This window comes from Burkholderia sp. COPS (assembly GCF_019425585.1).
Lineage (GTDB): Bacteria > Pseudomonadota > Gammaproteobacteria > Burkholderiales > Burkholderiaceae > Burkholderia > Burkholderia cepacia.
The window spans coordinates 64,638-80,855 of sequence record NZ_WIXR01000032.1; the positions used below are offsets into that span (position 1 = coordinate 64,638).

Sequence of the window (16,218 nt, forward strand, 5' to 3'; positions counted from 1 at the left end):
GCGCGGCGGCTTCCGTGCCGATGAAGCCGTCGATCCCGCGCGGCGGCCGGCCGAGCATGGTCGTGACGGCGGCAGGATCGCCGGTGTTCCCGCCACGCAGCATCGTCCACGTGTCGCGCGTGAACATCGCGCCCGGCAGCGTGCCGAGCAACGCGGCCGCCGCGCCGGCCAGCGGGCCCCGCAGCGTCACGCGGGCGGCCGGCGGAAATCGCAGCGCGGCACGGTAGCGGGCCAGCATCTCGCGGTATTCGACTTCGTCGTTGCCGACCACGTCGATCACCGCGCGGCCGGCCGCCGACGCATCGCCCGGTTGCACGACGAGCCGCGCGACGACTTCGGCGAGATCGTCGACGTGCACGGGGCGCAGCCGCTGACGGCCGCCCGCCGGCAGCACCTGCACGGGCAGGCTCGCGAGCATCCGGAAAAACCGCGCGGACGCGCCGTCCGTGCCATAGACGAGCGCGGGCCGCACGATCCGGAAGTCGATCGGCAGCGTCTGCAGGAAGCGGTCGGCGGCAAGCTTGCTGGCGAAGTAGCGCGTGCCGCCGCGCTCGACGCCGAGCGCCGAGATCTGGATCACTCGCCGCACGCCGGCGCGGCAGCACGCGATAAAGAGTGCGCACGGCGCGGCACGGTGCACGGCGTCGAGCGCCGCGCCGCGCCGATCGGCGAGGATGCCGACCGCATTGATCACCACGTCGACGCCCTTCAGCCGCGCGAGCCACGCATCGGGATCGATGTCGGCGGCGAAGTCGATCGCGACGTCGCACGGGCCGGCCGCATGCCGCACGCCGCGCAGCACACGATGGCCGCCGGCTTCGAGCTGCGCGCACAGTGCCCGCCCGATGAAGCCGTTCGCGCCGCACACAAGGACCGTCATGCGGCGCGCCCCGGTGCGGCCCTGCGGGCAGGTCGACGGCAAGACTGCGTTCATTTTCATCCTCTACTTACAGTTATTTCTGTACAGACAGAAATAAGAACCCCAAAAAAAGCGGGCTGCCTGCCCGCACTGCGCGTCACGCTTACTTCGACGGCTTGCGCCTGACCGTCTGGCTGATCTTCGCGCCGATGCCGAGCGCCTTCATCAGCGTATCGGGCTTGAGCCGCAGCATCTCGTCCGACCAGGTCGTGAGCGTCTCGACGAACTGCAGCGTGTCGCGGATGCGCTGCTCGGTCTCGCGGCTCTCGTTCGCGATCTCCGGATTCGTCAGGCAATCGCGCAGCACCGTGAGCGTCGGCTCGATCTCGCGCTGCCGCCGCCCTTCGACGATCAGCTTGAACAGTTCCCAGATGTCGGTCGACGTCTCGAAGTGGTCGCGGCGGTCGCCCAGCACATGCACGACCTTCGCGAGCCGCCACGCCTGCAGCTCCTTCAGGCTCGTGCTGACGTTGGAGCGCGCGACGTTGAGCGTCTCGGCGATCTCGTCGGCCGCGATCGGCCGGCCGGCCAGATACAGCAGCGCGTGGATCTGCGAGACGGTGCGGTTGACGCCCCACCGCGAGCCCATTTCGCCCCAGTGGAGAATGAATCGTTCGGCAATCGGTGTGAGTTCCATGGCGTGAAATTTAGGCATTTCAGTTATTTCTGTCAAGAGAGAAATAACCGGACGATCCGCCGGGTTCCGGCCGCGCCCGCCCGCGATCGGCCGCTTCCATTACAATGCGCGGGATTTTTCCGATTTCAGGCCGTTTCTGCCTTTCTGACTAGAGGGTTTCCATGATCATCAAACCGCGCGTGCGTGGCTTCATCTGCGTGACGACTCATCCGGTCGGCTGTGAAGCCAACGTCAAGGAACAGATCGACTACGTGACTTCGCACGGCCCGATCGCCAACGGCCCGAAAAAGGTGCTCGTGATCGGCGCGTCGACCGGCTACGGCCTCGCCGCCCGGATCTCGGCCGCCTTCGGCTCGGGTGCGGACACGCTCGGCGTGTTCTTCGAGCGCGCCGGCAGCGAAACGAAGCCGGGCACGGCCGGCTGGTACAACAGCGCCGCGTTCGAGAAATTCGCCGCCGAAAAAGGGGTCTATGCGCGCAGCATCAACGGCGACGCATTCTCCGACAAGGTCAAGCAGGTCACGATCGACACCATCAAGCAGGATCTCGGCAAGGTCGATCTCGTCGTCTACAGCCTCGCGGCACCGCGCCGCACGCATCCGAAAACGGGCGAAACCATCAGCTCGACGCTCAAGCCGATCGGCAAGACGGTCACGTTCCGCGGCCTCGACACCGACAAGGAAGTGATCCGCGACGTCACGCTGGAACCGGCGACGCAGGAAGAGATCGACGGCACTGTCGCCGTGATGGGCGGCGAGGACTGGCAGATGTGGATCGACGCGCTCGATGAAGCCGGTGTGCTGGCCGACGGCGCGAAGACGACCGCGTTCACGTATCTCGGCGAGCAGATCACGCACGACATCTACTGGAACGGCTCGATCGGCGAAGCGAAGAAGGATCTCGACAAGAAGGTGCTGTCGATCCGCGACAAGCTGGCCGCGCACGGCGGCGATGCGCGCGTGTCGGTGCTGAAGGCCGTCGTCACGCAGGCAAGCTCGGCGATCCCGATGATGCCGCTGTACCTGTCGCTGCTGTTCAAGACGATGAAGGAAACCGGCACGCACGAAGGCTGCATCGAGCAGGTGTACGGGCTGTTCAAGGACAGCCTGTACGGTGCGACGCCGCACGTCGACGAGGAAGGCCGCCTGCGCGCGGATTACAAGGAGCTCGATCCGCAGGTGCAGGCGAAGGTCGTCGCGCAGTGGAACCACGTGACGAACGACAACCTGTACGAGCTGACCGACTTCGCCGGCTACAAGACCGAGTTCCTGCGGCTGTTCGGCTTCGAGATCGCCGGCGTCGACTACGACGCGGACGTGAACCCGGACGTGAAGATCCCCGGCATCATCGACACCACGGCCTGACGGCCCGGCCCGCCGCCCGTACCGCCCACGCGGCGCGGGAGGCGGGTTCGAGACTCCGGCGGCGTCAACGCGGCGCCGGTTCTTCCAGATAGACGCCCGACGACAGCGTGGCCTTCACCTGCCGCGTGAACTCGTCGGTCGACACTTCTTCTTCCCCTGCTTCGATCGCTTCGTACGCCTGGCGCACGACGTCGGCCGGCGTCGCCTTCGGCACGTCGAGGCCGGCCGTCAGGTCGGTATCGATGAAGCCGGCATGCAGCCCGACGACCTGCGTGCGCTGCTCGCGCAGCGAATGGCGCAGCCCGTTGGTCAACGCCCACGCGGCCGATTTCGACACGCCGTAACCCGACAGGATCGGCCGGTTCACCCAGCTCGCGACGGACAGGATGTTCAGGATCGCGCCGCCGCCATGGCCGGCGAGGATGCCCGCGAACGCGCGCGACATCGCCAGCATCCCGAACACGTTGGTTTCGAAATGGTCGCGCAATGCGTCGGTCGCACCGTCGTCCGTCAGGCTGCCGAGTCGCGCGATGCCCGCGTTGTTGATCAGCAGCGTGACGTCGCGCGCCGCGTCGGCCGCCGCCGCGACGGCCGACGGATCGGTCACGTCGAGCTTCACCGGCACGACGCCCGGCAGCGTCACGGTGGCCGGATCGCGCGCCGCCGCATAGACCTTGCGCGCCCCTCTCGCAAGCGCCTGCTTCGCGAACTCGAGCCCGAGCCCGCGATTCGCACCCGTGACGAACACCACTGCACCTTCGATCTTCATGACGCTTCCTTTCGCATGATGAATCGCATGCGCGCCGGCTCGCCGCGCGCGTGAGATCCGGTGAAAAACCAGGCTGCCATTGCGTTCCGAACCGGTACGCCGCCGGCAGGCGGCAAGCCGCCCGTTGCCCGATACACGTGCCCCGGCGGCGCCCAAGACACCGATCGATCGCCATCGGCTGTTCCGGCAGCGGCTTTGCACCCTCCGCCAAGTCGGCTACACTCGATGTCAATGTCGATCACCATTGTCTTTGCCGTGCATTGTGTTCACGCAGTCCGCTCATGTCAATGGTGGTCGCCATTGTGATTTTCAATCGACGCGATCGGCAAAAATCAGGGAGGAATCGATGGGCGTTTCAAGACAGCAGGCTGCCGAGAACCGGAGCGCGATTGTCGCGGCCGCCGAGCGGCTGTTCCGCGTGCGCGGCGTCGACGCGGTCGGACTCACGGAGCTGATGAAGGAAGCCGGCTTCACGCAGGGCGGCTTCTACAACCACTTCAAGTCGAAAGACGCGCTGGTGGCCGAGGTGATGGAAAAGGCCATGCAGGACCGCGCGGATTCGCCGAACGCCGGCAGTCTCGACGCGCAGGTGGCGTCGTATCTGTCGGCCGCGCATCGCGACAACGTCGAGGCCGGATGCCCGCTGTCCGGTTTCGCGGGCGATGCGCCGCGACTGACCGATGCGGCGCGTGCGTGCTACGCGCACGGCCTCGCCACGTATCTCGACCGGCTGGAACGGATGGTGGCCGTCGAAGGCGGGACACCGGCGCAGACGCGTCGCGACGCGATCGCCGTCTTCAGCCAGATGGTCGGCGCGCTCGTGCTGTCGCGCGCGATCGCCGGCACCGAGCCCGCGCTGGCCGACGAAATCCTCGCGGCGGGGCGGGACGCGCTCACCGCCGGGCGCGACGATCCGTCCGCGCCGGCATGACGGGCAGACGGCGGGGCAAGACGGCGCGCGCGGCGCCCTTGCCCCGCGCTATTCGACCGCCCGCGCGGCCTCCCACAGCGGCTGCCCGCCCAGCGCCGCATGCCATGCGTCGAAACGCGTGCGCCACGCTTCGAACGGCTCCGCCAACGGATGGCGCGGATCGTCGCTGAGCGAATACGCCATCCCTTCGATCAGCCAGCGCGGCTTGGTCACGACGGCCAGGTTGCCGAGCACTTCCGCCTGGCGGTGATGGATCAGCTCGTGCGCGAGAAAGTAGGTCTGCCAGCCGCGCGGTGCGACAACCACGCCGAAATTCCCGAGCGTCAGCGCCGCGCGCTGGCCGAGGCCGAATGCATCGGCGCACGCGCGGGTCGAACAGAACACGACACGCGGCGCCTCCCGGAACGCACCGACGGCTGCCGCCGCGCGCGCATAACCGTCGCGATAGAGCTGCCGTGCGTCGCCGAGCCTCGCGGCATCGTCGGTGCAGAGATCGGCGCTCGGGCACGACACTCCGGGGACCAGCGCAGGCGCGACGACGCGTAGCGGCTTGACCAGCGCATACGCGGCAATCGGCAGCGCGACAAGCAGGCCCGTGAGGGCGTAAACGACATGGGAGCGTTTCATCGAGGCGGGGTTCCGGGGCGTGCAGCTGAAATCTTCCTGCGTGACTATATCGGACTGGCGACGTCTCCGGCCCTGCCTGATTCCCGGACGGGGCGCGGTCGCCCCGGGCCCTGCGCTCGCCGCGACCGGGGAGACAAGCGCCGGAGCGACAGGATGCATCGCGCGCCCCGTTACGCGAGTTGCTTGTGGAAATACGTCGTCGCGCAGGGCGTGCCGTCGGGCATCAACGCATAGTTCGGCACGACGCCGACGCGCTGCCAGCCGGCCCGCTCGTACAGTCGCTCGGCGTCGCCGCCCGTCACGGTATCGAGCACGAGCACGGTCTTGCCGGCATCGCGCGCGGCCGCGTCGGCCGCCGCCATCAGCCGCCCGGCGATGCCCTGCCGGCGCGCGTGACGCGACACGAGCATCTTCGCGATATCCGCACGATGCGGCTGGTTCTCCGGCTGCGCGGTCACGACCTGCACGGTGCCGACGATCCGGCCGGCCGCGTCCTCGGCAACGAGCAGGATGCGCTCGCCGTTCGCGACGCCGTTGGCGACGTGGGTCCAGAACGCGACGGCGGTCGGCCGCCCGATCGGCAACATGAAGCTGACGGACGCGCCGCCCTCGACGCAATCGATCAGCACGTCGGCCAGCGCATCGACGCAGGTCATCGCTTCGCCCGCGTCGATGCGGCGGACGGTAACGGATTCGGTCATGCCATCTCCGGGAGTCAGGTGGGCCGCCCGCACGGGTTCGGTGGGCGGCCGGATCGGAAAGAACACCGGCCGATCGTCGCGGCTCGCGCAACGGCAGCAGGCATGCGGCGATACCGCGCCCGGTCGGCGCGTGTTACCGCCCCATCATCCTACGCGACGAAAATTTCCGTTGCATCGCCGTTCCCATTGCCTACACTTAGCCACATGGCTAACTTTCAACCCGGCATCAGCGACGTGTTCCACGCCCTCGCCGATCCAACGCGCTGCGCGATCGTCGGCGCGCTCGGCCAGGGCGAGCGGACCGTCTCCGCATTGGCCGAGCCGTTCGACATGGCGCTGCCGTCGTTCATGAAGCACGTGGCCGTGCTCGAGCGCAGCGGCCTCGTGCAGACCCGGAAATCCGGCCGCTCGCGCACCTGCACACTGGTCGGCAGCCGGCTCGCCGAAGCCGAGGCATGGCTCGCCGCGCAACGCGCGCTGTGGGAAGCACGATCCGATCGTCTCGTCGAATTCGTCGAACGCCGTCACCAGGAGGAGCACGATGTCAGCCAGCCCCGTCGACCCCGCTGAAGCCCACGATCTCGTCATCACGCGCACGTTGCACGCGCCGCGCCACGCGCTGTGGCGTGCGTGGACCGACCCCGAACTGCTGAAGGAATGGTGGTGCCCGAAACCGTGGACCACCGAAGTACGCGCATTCGACCTGCGTCCGGGCGGCGCTTTCCACACGTTCATGCGCGGCCCCGACGGCGGCACGAGCGACAACCCCGGCTGCTTCCTCGAAATCGTGCCCGAATCGCGCATCGCGTTCACGTCGATGCTCGCGGGCGGCTGGCGGCCGCAAGTGCCGTGGATGGGGTTCACGGCAGTCGTCACGATGGCCGACGACGATGCGGGCAGCCGCTACGAGGCGCGCGTGATGCATCCGGACGCCGCCACGCGCGAGCGCCATGAAGCGCTCGGCTTCTTCGAGGGCTGGAACACCTGCATCACGCAGCTCGACGCCTTCGCGGCCGCGCTGTGCTGAGCGCGGCCGGGTGCGCGATCATTGCATGCCGCCTCGCGCGCGCCTAGGATTCCTGAAGGAAGCACGACGACACGCCGGCCCGCCGGCGTGCACCGTCGCGCGCGCTCCGCGGGAGGCGACATGTTGCACACGCACACGCATTCGACCCGGGTCAGCCGGCACCTGAACGCCCCGCGCGGGCGCGTCTACCGTGCGCTGCTCGATCCGCACGCGGTCGAACAATGGAAGGTGCCCGACGGCATGACGTGCCGCGTGCATGCGTACGACGCGCGCGAAGGCGGCGCGCTGCGCGTGTCGCTGAGCTATGACGCACCGTCGGCCGGTACCGGCAAGACCACCGCGCGCACCGATACCTATCACGGCCGCTTCGTCACGCTCGTGCCGGACGAGCAGATCGTCGAGATCGACGTGTTCGAAACCGACGATCCGATGCTGCGCGGCGCCATGACGATCACGATCACGCTGTCCGACGAAGCGGGCGGCACGCGCGTGGACGCCGTGCACGACGGGGTGCCGCCCGGCGTGCCGGCCGCCGACAACGAAACCGGCTGGCAAATGGCGCTGGCGAGGCTGGCGGCGCTGGTGGAGGCGGGGTGAGCAAGCGCCGGGCCTGTCGTCGCGACGCGCGTCAGCCGAGCCGGTAAGCCCGCGTGACCGTGCCGCGGAACAGCGCGTCGCGCTCGTCCGGGCTTGCCTGCGCCGTCAGGCGCTTGAACGCATTCCAGCCGTTCACGAACGAATACGAGCCCTTGTCGACCGGAAAATTGCTCTCGAACATGCAGCGCTCGGGGCCGAACGCGTCGATGCAGGTCATCATCCACGGCTTCCACGCGTCGGCGAGCTGCACGGAAGACGGCGGCCGCGCGCCTTTCTCGAAATCGAAACCGTTGATGCGCATCCCGAGCCCGCCGACCTTCACGTACACGTTCGGCAGCCGCGCGAGCGCGCGCATCGACGCCGACCAGCGTTCGAACACCTCCGGCCGCTTGTCGGCATAACTCGCGATCCGTACGACGCCGCCGCAGTGATTGACGATGATGCGCGTATCGGGATTCGCCTTCGCGAGCTCGAACAGTTCAGGGAGTTGGGGAAAGAACAGCCACGCGTCGTACGACAGCCCGAGCGGCGCGAGCTGCGCGACGCCCGCCCGGTACGCGGAATCCAGCAGCAGGCCGCGCGGCACCGCCGATAGCGGATTGGCGAGCGTCGGATCGGCATCCCAGGTCGTCAGGTGACGAACGCCGCGAAACCGCCCGCGCCCGGCTTCGAGATGTGCTTCGAGCACCTCGCGCACGCGCTCGCCGAGACGCAGGTCCGCATGGCCGACGATGCCTTTAGCGACAGCCGGGCGGCCGTGCTGCTGCAGCGGCTCGGTCACGCCGGCAACGTAGGCCGTCTCGCCCGCCGGCTTCAGTTCGACCGGGCCCGCATCGCGATAGCGCGTTTGCGCCTGCATGTAGACGGACGCCTGGATGTTGTGGCCCGAGCGCGCGTCCTGCAGATAGTCGTCGAGCATGTAGATCCAGCCCGGCCGCTCATAGAAATGATGATGCGCATCGACGATCGGCAGGTCGGGCTCGAGCACGGGTTCGAGCGCCGACGCGAGCCAGTCGGGGCGGACCGCCAGATAGTTGCTTTGCGTCGTCATGCGGGAAACTCCCTCCTGGGTCGCCGCGCGCGTCTCGGCGAACGCGGGCAGCGCGAGCGATGCGGCGGCCGCGCCGAGCAGCCGGCGCCGCTTGATCGAAAGCGTCGTGTCCATGTCATTCGCTCCGGTCGAACGCGTACAGCGACAACGTCAGCAGCGTCGTGATCGCGAGCACGATCGCGAGGCCGAGCATGCCGGCGGTAAAGGTGCCGAAGGCGTCCTTCAGATAGCCGACGAGATATGGGCCGGCGAAGCCGCCGAGCGCGCCGATCGAGTTGATCAGCGCGAGCCCGCCGGCCGCCGCCTGGCCAGACAGGAAGCGCGAGGGCAGCGTGTAGAAGATCGTGCGGCCGGCGATCGTGCCGACCAGCGCCAGCGTGATGCCGGCGAGTGCGGGGCCGAGCGTCAGGAAGTGCGTCGAGACGCCGAGCGCCACCGCGCCAATGAACAGCCCGATCGCCAGGTTCGCGACCGGGCCGCCGCGACGGTCCACGCGCTTCGCCCACCACAGCAGCGCGACGGTCGCGAAGAAGTACGGCACCGCGGACAGCCAGCCCGTCTGCATCGTCGACATGCCGTGCGCCTTGAGCATCTGCGGCAGCCAGATGCCGATCCCGTAAGAACCCATCGTGAAACCGAACGAGATCAGCGCGAGCACGTACACGCGCACGTCGCGCAGCGCGACGCCGAAGCGCTTCTTGCGGCCGGCGGCCGCGCCTTCGCGCTCGAACGCGCGCTGCAGCGCGGCTCGCTCGTCGCCCGTCAGCCACGCGGCATCCGCGGGCGAATCGGACAGCAGCTTCAGCACGAGAAAACCGAGCGCGCACGCCGGCAGCCCTTCGACGATGAACATCCATTTCCAGCCGGCCAGCCCGAGCGCGCCGTCGAGTTGCAACAGCCACGTCGACAGCGGCCCGCCGATCAGCGACGACAGCGGCGTCGACACGGTGAACCACGCCAGCACCCGCGTGCGGTAGCTCGCCGGAAACCACACGGCGAGGAAGAAGATCACGCCCGGAAAGAACCCGGCTTCCCCGATACCGAGCAGCAACCGGATCGCATAGAAACTCGTCGGCCCGGTCGCGAGCGCAGTCGCGGCCGCCATCACGCCCCACGTGATCATGATGCGGGCGAGCCAGCGGCGCGCGCCGAAGCGGTACAGCGCGAGATTGCTCGGCACCTCGAACACGCAGTAGCCGGCGAACATGATCCCCGCGCCCCAGCCGAACTGCGTCGCCGTCAGCCCGAGATCGCGGTTCATCGTGAGTGCCGCGAACCCGACGCTCGTGCGGTCCAGGTAATTGAAGAAATACGCGAGCGCGAGCAGCGGGATGAAGCGCCATGCGGCCTTGCGCACGGCCCGCTGCTCGATCGATGCATCGGTCTCGCGATCGGCGGCCAGCGCCGGGAATGCGGATGTCATGGTTGTCTCCGTGGATAGGGCGATCCTCGCCCGCGCGTGGCGCGGCCGGGACGCCTTTGTTCGATCAGGGGATCGCGGCCGCGCTACGCGCTCGCCAGTTCGTTCGGCGACGGCGCGCCGCCCGCCGCCGCGCCGTCCGCGCCGTCCGCGCCGTCCGCGCCGTCCGCGCCGTCCGCGCCGTCCGCGTCGTGCCGCCCGGCCACGACGCCGGCTTCGATCAGCGCGCGCGCCTCGTCCGGCGTGTAGCCGAGTTCGCCAAGCAGCGCGCGCGTGTCCTGCCCGAGCGCCGGCGGCGCCGAGCGCAGCCGCAGGCGCTCGCCCGCGAGCGTGAGCGGCAGCAGCGCGGTGCGCGTGTCGACCGGCCGCCCGGCGCTGCTCGCATCGGCCGGCAACGTCACGTCCGCGAGGCCGCCCGTCGCCAGCAGGTGCGGGTCGTCGAACAGGTCCTGCGGCCTGGTGATCGGTGCATACGGCAGGCCGATCGACTCGAAGATCGCGCCGATCTCCGCGGCCGAATGCGGCGCGAGCCGCGCGCGCAGTTCGGGCAGCAGCCACTCGCGCGCCTGCACGCGCAGGTTGTTGGTCGCGAGGCGCGCATCGTCCTTCAGCGCAGCCAGCCCGAACGCATCGCAGAACAGCGCCCACTGCGTATCCGACACGACCGCGAGAAAGATCTGCTCGCCGTCCTTCACGGAGAACACGTCGTAGACGGCCCACGCGGAAATCCGGCTCGGCATCGGCGATGCGGCCTGCCCCGTCACCGCGAACTGCATCATGTGCTGCGCCACGAGGAACACGTTGTTTTCGAACAGCGAGCTCTGCACCTGCTGGCCGCGGCCGGTGCGCTCGCGCTGCGCGAGCGCGGCCATCGCGCCGATCGCGCCGAACATGCCGCCCATGATGTCGTTCACGCTCGCGCCCGCGCGCAGCGGCCGCCCCTCCGGGCCGGTCATGTACGCGAGGCCGCCCATCATCTGCACCACCTCGTCGAGCGCGGTGCGATGCTCGTACGGCCCCGGCAGGAAGCCCTTGTGCGACACGTACACGATGCGCGGATTCAGCGAGTGCAGCGCCGGATAACCGAGGCCGAGCCGGTCCATCGTGCCGCTCTTGAAGTTCTCGCTGAACACGTCCGCCGTCGCGACGAGCCGCAGCACGATCTCGAGCCCGCGCGGATCCTTCACGTCGACCGCGAGGCTCTTCTTGTTGCGGTTGAACATCCCGAAGAATCCCGCGCCCGAACCGCGCAGCGCGCGCGTGCTGTCGCCGGCGATCGGTTCGATCTTGATGACTTCCGCGCCGAGATCCGCGAGCAGCATCCCGCAGGTCGGGCCCATCACCATGTGCGTCATCTCGATCACGCGGACGCCGGCGTACGGCAGCATCGAAGCGGGTTGGCGGCCGTTCATTGCGCGACTCCCGCCAGGCATCCTTCCGGTTGCGGCGCGGTTGGAGAACGGCCGTCCGCATAACGGAAGCCCTTCGGCAAACCGGCGTCCGGCACATGGCCGTACAACGCCTCGGCCGGCAGCGCCGCGTGCAGGATCGCGCGCGCGGCGAGCAGGGCGTCGACGTCGATACCCGTGTCGAATCCCATCGATTCGAGCAGGAACACGAGATCCTCGGTGACGATGTTGCCGGTCGCGCCCGGCGCATACGGGCAACCGCCGAGGCCGCCCTGGCTCGCATCGATCGTCGTCACGCCCGCGTCGAGCGCCGCGACGACGTTGGCGAGCCCCTGCCCGCGCGTGTTGTGGAAATGCGCGCCGCCCGCCTTGTCGCCGACTTCCCGGCGCAGCCGGGCAAACAGCCGGCGTACCTGCGCCGGGTTCGCATAACCGCTCGTGTCGGACAGCCCGATCTCGTCGACCCCGCATTCGGCCATCGCCACCGCCATCGCGATCGTCTCGTCGTCGCTGACGGCGCCCGCGATCGTGCAGCCGAACGCGACCGACACGCCCGCCTCGATCTGCACCGACGGGAACCGCGCATCGCGCAGCGCGACGATCGCGCGCACCTCGTCGATCATCTGCGCGGGCGTCTTGCGGATATTCGCCAGCGAATGCGCCTCCGTCACCGATACCGGCAGCGTCAGCTTGTGCACGCCTGCTTCGAATGCACCCTCGGCGCCGCGCAGGTTCGGCGCGAGCGCGGCGACATGCAGCCCGGGAATCGCCAGCGCATGCGCGACGACCTCACGCACGTCGGCCATCTGCGGCAACAGCCTCGCCGGCACGAACGACCCGACCTCGATCTCGCGCAAGCCGGCCGCGGCCAGCGCCGTGATCCAGCGCAGCTTGCCGGCCGTCGGCATCACGGCCCGGATGCTCTGCAGGCCGTCGCGCGGCCCGACCTCGCTGACCAACACCTTCGGATATTCGGAAACGCTCATTTGATACCCCACCGTTCCATCTGAAAGAACATCGTTCTGTTTGACAGAACTCTAAGCGTGCGTCGAACGTGCTGTAAGCGGGGTATACCCGTGAAATTGCGATTTTCTGGAACTTGAGTTCTGCCAGACAGAACGATATAGTCGGCCGATCATCCTCTGAAGGAAGCAGGCAGTGCCTACGACTCACACCGATCACGCCGGCAACGAGCCCGATTCGCCGGCCGAAGAAGCGTCCAGCGGCGTCGCCGTCCTCGATCGCGCGTTTGCGATCCTCCGCGCCTTCGGGCAAACCGACGACCAGTTGTCGCTCGCGGAGCTGTCGCGCCGCACCGGGCTGTACAAGAGCACGATCCTGCGCCTGCTCGCCGCGCTCGAGCATGGCGGCTTCATGCGCAAGCTCGACGACGGCCAGTACGCGATCGGGCACGAGCCGCTGCGGCTCGCCGCGCTGTACCAGCGTTCGTTCCGGGTCGGCCCGGTGGTCGAGCCGCTGCTCGAAACGCTCAGCCGCGAACTCGGCGAAACGGCATCGTTCTACGTGCGCCAGGGCGACATGCGCTCGGTGCTGTACCGGGTCGAGCCCGCCCGCGCGGTGCGCGTGTCGATTCGTGTCGGCGAGGAATTTCCGGTTCGCCAGGGCGCGTCCGGGAAGGTGCTGCTGGCGTTCACCGACACGCAGGATGCGCAATGGCACGACGTGCGCGAACGACTCTGGGCCGCGTCTTACGGCGAGCGCGACCCCGAGACGGCTTCGGCGTCCGTACCCGTGTTCGGTGCGGCTGGCGAGTGTGTGGGCGCGCTGACCGTATCGGGCCCGAAATCGCGGCTCGCCGCCGCACCGGCCATGGCGGCAGCGCTCGCGATGCTGCTGCCGCTCGCGCAGAAGGCGACCGTGGCGCTCGGCGGCGCAGGCGCACGCTACGACGCGGCGGCCGTACGTGACAGCCTCGCGCAGTTCGCGTCGGCAGCAGGCCACGACGACACGGCGTCGTGACCGGCGGCGCGCGCACTGCCACGCAACAGCGCTACAACGCAACGACGCAAAAGGCAGCCGCGTGCGACACTGGCCGCCGATGCATGCATCGCGCGCCGCCCGCGGGCGTGCCGCGCGTGCCACCGCCAATCGGACACCCATGAGGGCAGCCACCATGAACGCCGCGCGCACCGCCAGCTGGTATTTCGATTTCGTCTCGCCGTTCGCGTACCTGCAGCAGGAACAGTTCGACCGGTTGCCGGCCGCCGCCGCGTTCGAGCCGCGGCCCATCGTGCTCGGCGCACTGCTCTCACACTGGGGCCAGAAAGCACCGGCCGAGATCGCGGCGAAACGCGTCTTCACCTATCGCCACGCGCAATATCGCGCGGACAAGCTCGGCATTGCATTCCGGATGCCGCCCGCGCACCCGTTCAATCCGATCCGTCCGCTGCGTCTCGCGATCGCGATGGGCAGTTCACCCGACGCGATCCGCCGGATCTTCCGGCATATCTGGCGCGACGGCCAGGACGTGTCGACGCCGGAAGGGTTCGCCGCGCTGTGCGAAGCCGTCGGCTTCCCGGAAGGCGTGACGGCCGTCGAAGCCCAGCCGGTCAAGGACGCGCTGCGCGCGAACACCGACGATGCGATCGCGCACGGCGTATTCGGCGTGCCGACCTTCGAACTCGACGGCGACCTGTTCTGGGGCGAGGATGCGACCGACATGTTCGCCGACTGCGCGACGTCGCGCACGTGGCTCGATTCGCCTGAAGTGCGCCGCATCAGCGCACTGCCCGAAGGCATCCGGCGCGGCTGACGGGGCCGCGGCCGGCCGGCGCTCACGGCGCTCACGGCACGAATCCGGCGCCGCTGAATTTCCGCACCGCACGCCCATGGCGGGCAGGCCCACAGGGCTTGCCCGCCTTTTCTTTTATTTTCGATCGGCGCACGCATGACGCCGCGCGACCCGGCAGATTCGCGCGCATCCGGCGCGAGAACCGTTCATCCGGCGCAAGATCCACACCGGCCCGCGCGACTGTCCAGTTCTACCGATTATTTTTCCGATGGCCGCGCGCATCGACGCGGAAATATCGGACGATTTCGATCCCCCCGCCACACGGCGCCCGCCCATCCGGCCCCATCGCACAGCCCCGTTTCATCAGGGGATTCCCGGTATTTTTTCGCATTTTCTTCGAAATAACGGGTGACCATACTTGCCCCCCGTTGCGCTCCGGTGCGAGCGCGCTTCCAGATCCGGCCGGCCGCGCGCAATGCATCGGGCGTCCGCCGGGATCGCACGACATGAACAATTTCGACACCACGATCCAGACCTTCCTCACCCACATCACGTTCGGACCGCTGATGAATCATGCGATCCGCGTGATCGCGGGCCTGTACACGTTCAAGGGCTTCGTGCTCATTCCCGTGCTGTGCTGGCTGTGGTTCCAGCCGGGCCCGAACCGCGAGCGGCAGCGCGAACTGGTCGTCGCGACGATCGCGAGCGGGCTCATTGCGCTCGCGTTCGGCCGGCTGCTCGCCCAGGTGCTGCCGTTCCGCGTGCGGCCGATCTACAACCCCGAACTGCACCTGCACTTCCCGTCGGCAGGGCTGCGCGCGGCCACGCTGCAGGCATGGAGTTCGTTTCCCAGCGATCACGCGATGCTGTGGATGGCGATCGCCACCGGCATCTTCATCATCGCGCGCCGCGTCGGCGTGCTCGCGCTGCTGTATGCGGTCGTGTTCATCTGCGTACCGCGTGCCTATCTCGGCTTCCACTACCCGACCGACCTGATCGCCGGCGCCGCGATCGGCATCGCGATCGCATGGCTGCTGACGCGCGACGCGATCCGCTCGCGCTTCGCGCCGCAGGTGCTGGCGACGATCCGGCGCTTCCCCGCGCCGGCCTATACGCTCGCGTTCCTGCTGTGCTTCGAGCTGATCACGCAGTTCGACGAACTGCTGACGCTCGCGCAGTCGGCCACCCGCACGATGTAACGGGGGACGCCGCGATGCTGCCGCTGCTTTCGTTCCGTCGCCCCGGCACGCGCTGCCGGCCATGCGCGGCGTCGGCGCGCCGCGCGACGCCCACGCCGTTCAGTCGCGATCGGGCGCGCCCAGCGGAAAGAACGGGCGATACGGCCGCGCCTCGTCGACCGCGCGCGCAAACGACGGCCGCGCCAGCAGACGCTTGCGATACGCGATCACGTTCGCGAACGACGGATCGATCCGGTGCGTCCAGTCCGCATAGAACAGGAACGGCGCCGCGCCGCAGTCGGCGAGGCTGAAGCGGTCGCCGGCCGCCCATTCGCGATCGGCCATCTTCCTGTCCAGCCACGCATACGACGTGTCGAGCATCGCGCGCGCATCGGCGACACCGCGTGCATCGCGCTCGGCTTCCGGCCGCAGCGCATCGAACACGACCTTCTGCTGCGGCGTCGACACGTAGTTGTCGAAGAAACGATCCATCGTGCGCACCTCGAGCGCCGCGTGCGGATCATCGGGCAGCAGCCGCACGGGGCCCGGATGGTTCAGGCCGAGGTACTCGATGATGATGGACGCCTCGATCACGGTGCGGCCGGCATCGACGAGCACCGGAAAGCGCTTCAGCGGCCACAGCGCGGCCAGTTCCTGCATCGGCTTCGGATCGTCGTGCGCGAGCACGCGATACGCGAACGGCGTGCCGTTCTCGTACAGCGCGGTCAGCACCTTCTGGCAGTAGGACGAAAAGGGATGGGCGTAAAGCGTCGGTATCATCGTGCGGTCTCTCCGGGTTTCGGCGCCGCGTCGTGCGGCGCCACGTGATCGGATAC

17 protein-coding genes and 1 pseudogene are annotated in these 16,218 nt (G+C 68.6%); 8 read left to right on the forward strand and 10 right to left on the reverse strand.

Features of this window, described 5'->3' with window-relative positions:
• Positions 1-934 (reverse strand): annotated as a pseudogene (locus FOZ70_RS25395) (NAD(P)H-binding protein); the annotation flags it as partial.
• Between the two features lie 88 nt (positions 935-1,022).
• Positions 1,023-1,556: a MarR family transcriptional regulator gene (locus FOZ70_RS25400; RefSeq protein ID WP_011353812.1), complete on the reverse strand. Its 534-nt coding sequence runs from the start codon at positions 1,554-1,556 to the stop codon at positions 1,023-1,025.
• A gap of 161 nt (positions 1,557-1,717) precedes the next feature.
• On the opposite strand from FOZ70_RS25400, the gene fabV reads away from it, so the two are divergent.
• The gene (gene fabV, locus FOZ70_RS25405) at positions 1,718-2,920 is read left to right on the forward strand and encodes an enoyl-ACP reductase FabV (protein ID WP_021159934.1); all 1,203 of its coding nucleotides are present in this window, start codon (positions 1,718-1,720) and stop codon (positions 2,918-2,920) included.
• Between the two features lie 64 nt (positions 2,921-2,984).
• Here fabV and FOZ70_RS25410 read toward each other — a convergent pair whose 3' ends face one another.
• Positions 2,985-3,689, reverse strand: a complete 705-nt coding sequence (locus FOZ70_RS25410; RefSeq protein WP_060219988.1) for an SDR family oxidoreductase — start codon at positions 3,687-3,689, stop codon at positions 2,985-2,987.
• A gap of 346 nt (positions 3,690-4,035) precedes the next feature.
• Here FOZ70_RS25410 and FOZ70_RS25415 point away from each other — a divergent pair, with 346 nt between their 5' ends.
• The gene (locus FOZ70_RS25415) at positions 4,036-4,620 is read left to right on the forward strand and encodes a TetR family transcriptional regulator (RefSeq protein WP_021159936.1); all 585 of its coding nucleotides are present in this window, start codon (positions 4,036-4,038) and stop codon (positions 4,618-4,620) included.
• Between the two features lie 48 nt (positions 4,621-4,668).
• Here FOZ70_RS25415 and FOZ70_RS25420 read toward each other — a convergent pair whose 3' ends face one another.
• Positions 4,669-5,247 (reverse strand): hypothetical protein, encoded by a 579-nt coding sequence (locus FOZ70_RS25420; protein WP_059487540.1) that lies wholly within the window; start codon positions 5,245-5,247, stop codon positions 4,669-4,671.
• A 170-nt stretch (positions 5,248-5,417) separates the two neighbouring features.
• On the reverse strand, positions 5,418-5,948 hold the full coding sequence (locus FOZ70_RS25425) for a GNAT family N-acetyltransferase (protein WP_042975362.1): 531 nt from the start codon (positions 5,946-5,948) through the stop codon (positions 5,418-5,420).
• Between the two features lie 204 nt (positions 5,949-6,152).
• Between FOZ70_RS25425 and FOZ70_RS25430 the strand changes: the two genes are divergently transcribed.
• The 3 genes from FOZ70_RS25430 (at position 6,153) to FOZ70_RS25440 (ending at position 7,572) form a co-directional block, all read left to right on the forward strand.
• On the forward strand, positions 6,153-6,518 hold the full coding sequence (locus FOZ70_RS25430) for a metalloregulator ArsR/SmtB family transcription factor (protein WP_048023525.1): 366 nt from the start codon (positions 6,153-6,155) through the stop codon (positions 6,516-6,518).
• Positions 6,490-6,975 (forward strand): SRPBCC family protein, encoded by a 486-nt coding sequence (locus FOZ70_RS25435; RefSeq protein WP_219707128.1) that lies wholly within the window; start codon positions 6,490-6,492, stop codon positions 6,973-6,975. The genes FOZ70_RS25430 and FOZ70_RS25435 overlap by 29 nt, the downstream gene beginning before the upstream one ends.
• Before the next feature lie 120 nt (positions 6,976-7,095).
• A complete protein-coding gene (locus FOZ70_RS25440; RefSeq protein ID WP_059487757.1) occupies positions 7,096-7,572 on the forward strand; it encodes an SRPBCC family protein in 477 nt (158 codons plus the stop codon).
• A 31-nt stretch (positions 7,573-7,603) separates the two neighbouring features.
• On the opposite strand, the gene FOZ70_RS25445 is transcribed toward FOZ70_RS25440, so the two are convergent.
• From FOZ70_RS25445 to FOZ70_RS25460, 4 genes are all read right to left on the reverse strand, one after another.
• Complete coding sequence (locus FOZ70_RS25445; RefSeq protein WP_219707130.1) at positions 7,604-8,737, reverse strand: amidohydrolase family protein; 1,134 nt, start codon at positions 8,735-8,737, stop codon at positions 7,604-7,606.
• A gap of 1 nt (position 8,738) precedes the next feature.
• Entirely contained in the window at positions 8,739-10,046 is a 1,308-nt protein-coding gene (locus FOZ70_RS25450; protein WP_059496248.1) for an MFS transporter, read from the reverse strand.
• An 83-nt stretch (positions 10,047-10,129) separates the two neighbouring features.
• Positions 10,130-11,455, reverse strand: coding sequence for a CaiB/BaiF CoA-transferase family protein (locus FOZ70_RS25455; protein WP_219707133.1), 1,326 nt, complete (start codon positions 11,453-11,455; stop codon positions 10,130-10,132).
• Positions 11,452-12,438 (reverse strand): hydroxymethylglutaryl-CoA lyase, encoded by a 987-nt coding sequence (locus FOZ70_RS25460; protein WP_059487759.1) that lies wholly within the window; start codon positions 12,436-12,438, stop codon positions 11,452-11,454. Before FOZ70_RS25460 ends, FOZ70_RS25455 begins: the two co-directional genes overlap by 4 nt.
• Positions 12,439-12,610: 172 nt before the next feature.
• On the opposite strand from FOZ70_RS25460, the gene FOZ70_RS25465 reads away from it, so the two are divergent.
• The 3 genes from FOZ70_RS25465 (at position 12,611) to FOZ70_RS25475 (ending at position 15,403) form a co-directional block, all read left to right on the forward strand.
• Entirely contained in the window at positions 12,611-13,432 is an 822-nt protein-coding gene (locus FOZ70_RS25465; RefSeq protein ID WP_059487545.1) for an IclR family transcriptional regulator, read from the forward strand.
• A gap of 154 nt (positions 13,433-13,586) precedes the next feature.
• A complete protein-coding gene (locus FOZ70_RS25470; RefSeq protein WP_021164301.1) occupies positions 13,587-14,225 on the forward strand; it encodes a 2-hydroxychromene-2-carboxylate isomerase in 639 nt (212 codons plus the stop codon).
• Positions 14,226-14,710: 485 nt separating this feature from the next.
• On the forward strand, positions 14,711-15,403 hold the full coding sequence (locus FOZ70_RS25475; RefSeq protein WP_021164300.1) for a phosphatase PAP2 family protein: 693 nt from the start codon (positions 14,711-14,713) through the stop codon (positions 15,401-15,403).
• A 99-nt stretch (positions 15,404-15,502) separates the two neighbouring features.
• On the opposite strand, the gene FOZ70_RS25480 is transcribed toward FOZ70_RS25475, so the two are convergent.
• On the reverse strand, positions 15,503-16,162 hold the full coding sequence (locus tag FOZ70_RS25480) for a glutathione S-transferase family protein (RefSeq protein ID WP_021164299.1): 660 nt from the start codon (positions 16,160-16,162) through the stop codon (positions 15,503-15,505).
• Positions 16,163-16,218: the final 56 nt, after the last annotated feature.

Bases quoted from the DNA above. Each gene is read 5' to 3' on its own strand.
- FOZ70_RS25400 (WP_011353812.1), bottom strand. From the start codon at position 1,556: ATGGAACTCACACCGATTGCCGAACGATTCATTCTCCACTGGGGCGAA.
- fabV (WP_021159934.1), top strand. From the start codon at position 1,718: ATGATCATCAAACCGCGCGTGCGTGGCTTCATCTGCGTGACGACTCAT.
- FOZ70_RS25410 (WP_060219988.1), bottom strand. From the start codon at position 3,689: ATGAAGATCGAAGGTGCAGTGGTGTTCGTCACGGGTGCGAATCGCGGG.
- FOZ70_RS25415 (WP_021159936.1), top strand. From the start codon at position 4,036: ATGGGCGTTTCAAGACAGCAGGCTGCCGAGAACCGGAGCGCGATTGTC.
- FOZ70_RS25420 (WP_059487540.1), bottom strand. From the start codon at position 5,247: ATGAAACGCTCCCATGTCGTTTACGCCCTCACGGGCCTGCTTGTCGCG.
- FOZ70_RS25425 (WP_042975362.1), bottom strand. From the start codon at position 5,948: ATGACCGAATCCGTTACCGTCCGCCGCATCGACGCGGGCGAAGCGATG.
- FOZ70_RS25430 (WP_048023525.1), top strand. From the start codon at position 6,153: ATGGCTAACTTTCAACCCGGCATCAGCGACGTGTTCCACGCCCTCGCC.
- FOZ70_RS25435 (WP_219707128.1), top strand. From the start codon at position 6,490: ATGTCAGCCAGCCCCGTCGACCCCGCTGAAGCCCACGATCTCGTCATC.
- FOZ70_RS25440 (WP_059487757.1), top strand. From the start codon at position 7,096: ATGTTGCACACGCACACGCATTCGACCCGGGTCAGCCGGCACCTGAAC.
- FOZ70_RS25445 (WP_219707130.1), bottom strand. From the start codon at position 8,737: ATGGACACGACGCTTTCGATCAAGCGGCGCCGGCTGCTCGGCGCGGCC.
- FOZ70_RS25450 (WP_059496248.1), bottom strand. From the start codon at position 10,046: ATGACATCCGCATTCCCGGCGCTGGCCGCCGATCGCGAGACCGATGCA.
- FOZ70_RS25455 (WP_219707133.1), bottom strand. From the start codon at position 11,455: ATGAACGGCCGCCAACCCGCTTCGATGCTGCCGTACGCCGGCGTCCGC.
- FOZ70_RS25460 (WP_059487759.1), bottom strand. From the start codon at position 12,438: ATGAGCGTTTCCGAATATCCGAAGGTGTTGGTCAGCGAGGTCGGGCCG.
- FOZ70_RS25470 (WP_021164301.1), top strand. From the start codon at position 13,587: ATGAACGCCGCGCGCACCGCCAGCTGGTATTTCGATTTCGTCTCGCCG.
- FOZ70_RS25475 (WP_021164300.1), top strand. From the start codon at position 14,711: ATGAACAATTTCGACACCACGATCCAGACCTTCCTCACCCACATCACG.
- FOZ70_RS25480 (WP_021164299.1), bottom strand. From the start codon at position 16,162: ATGATACCGACGCTTTACGCCCATCCCTTTTCGTCCTACTGCCAGAAG.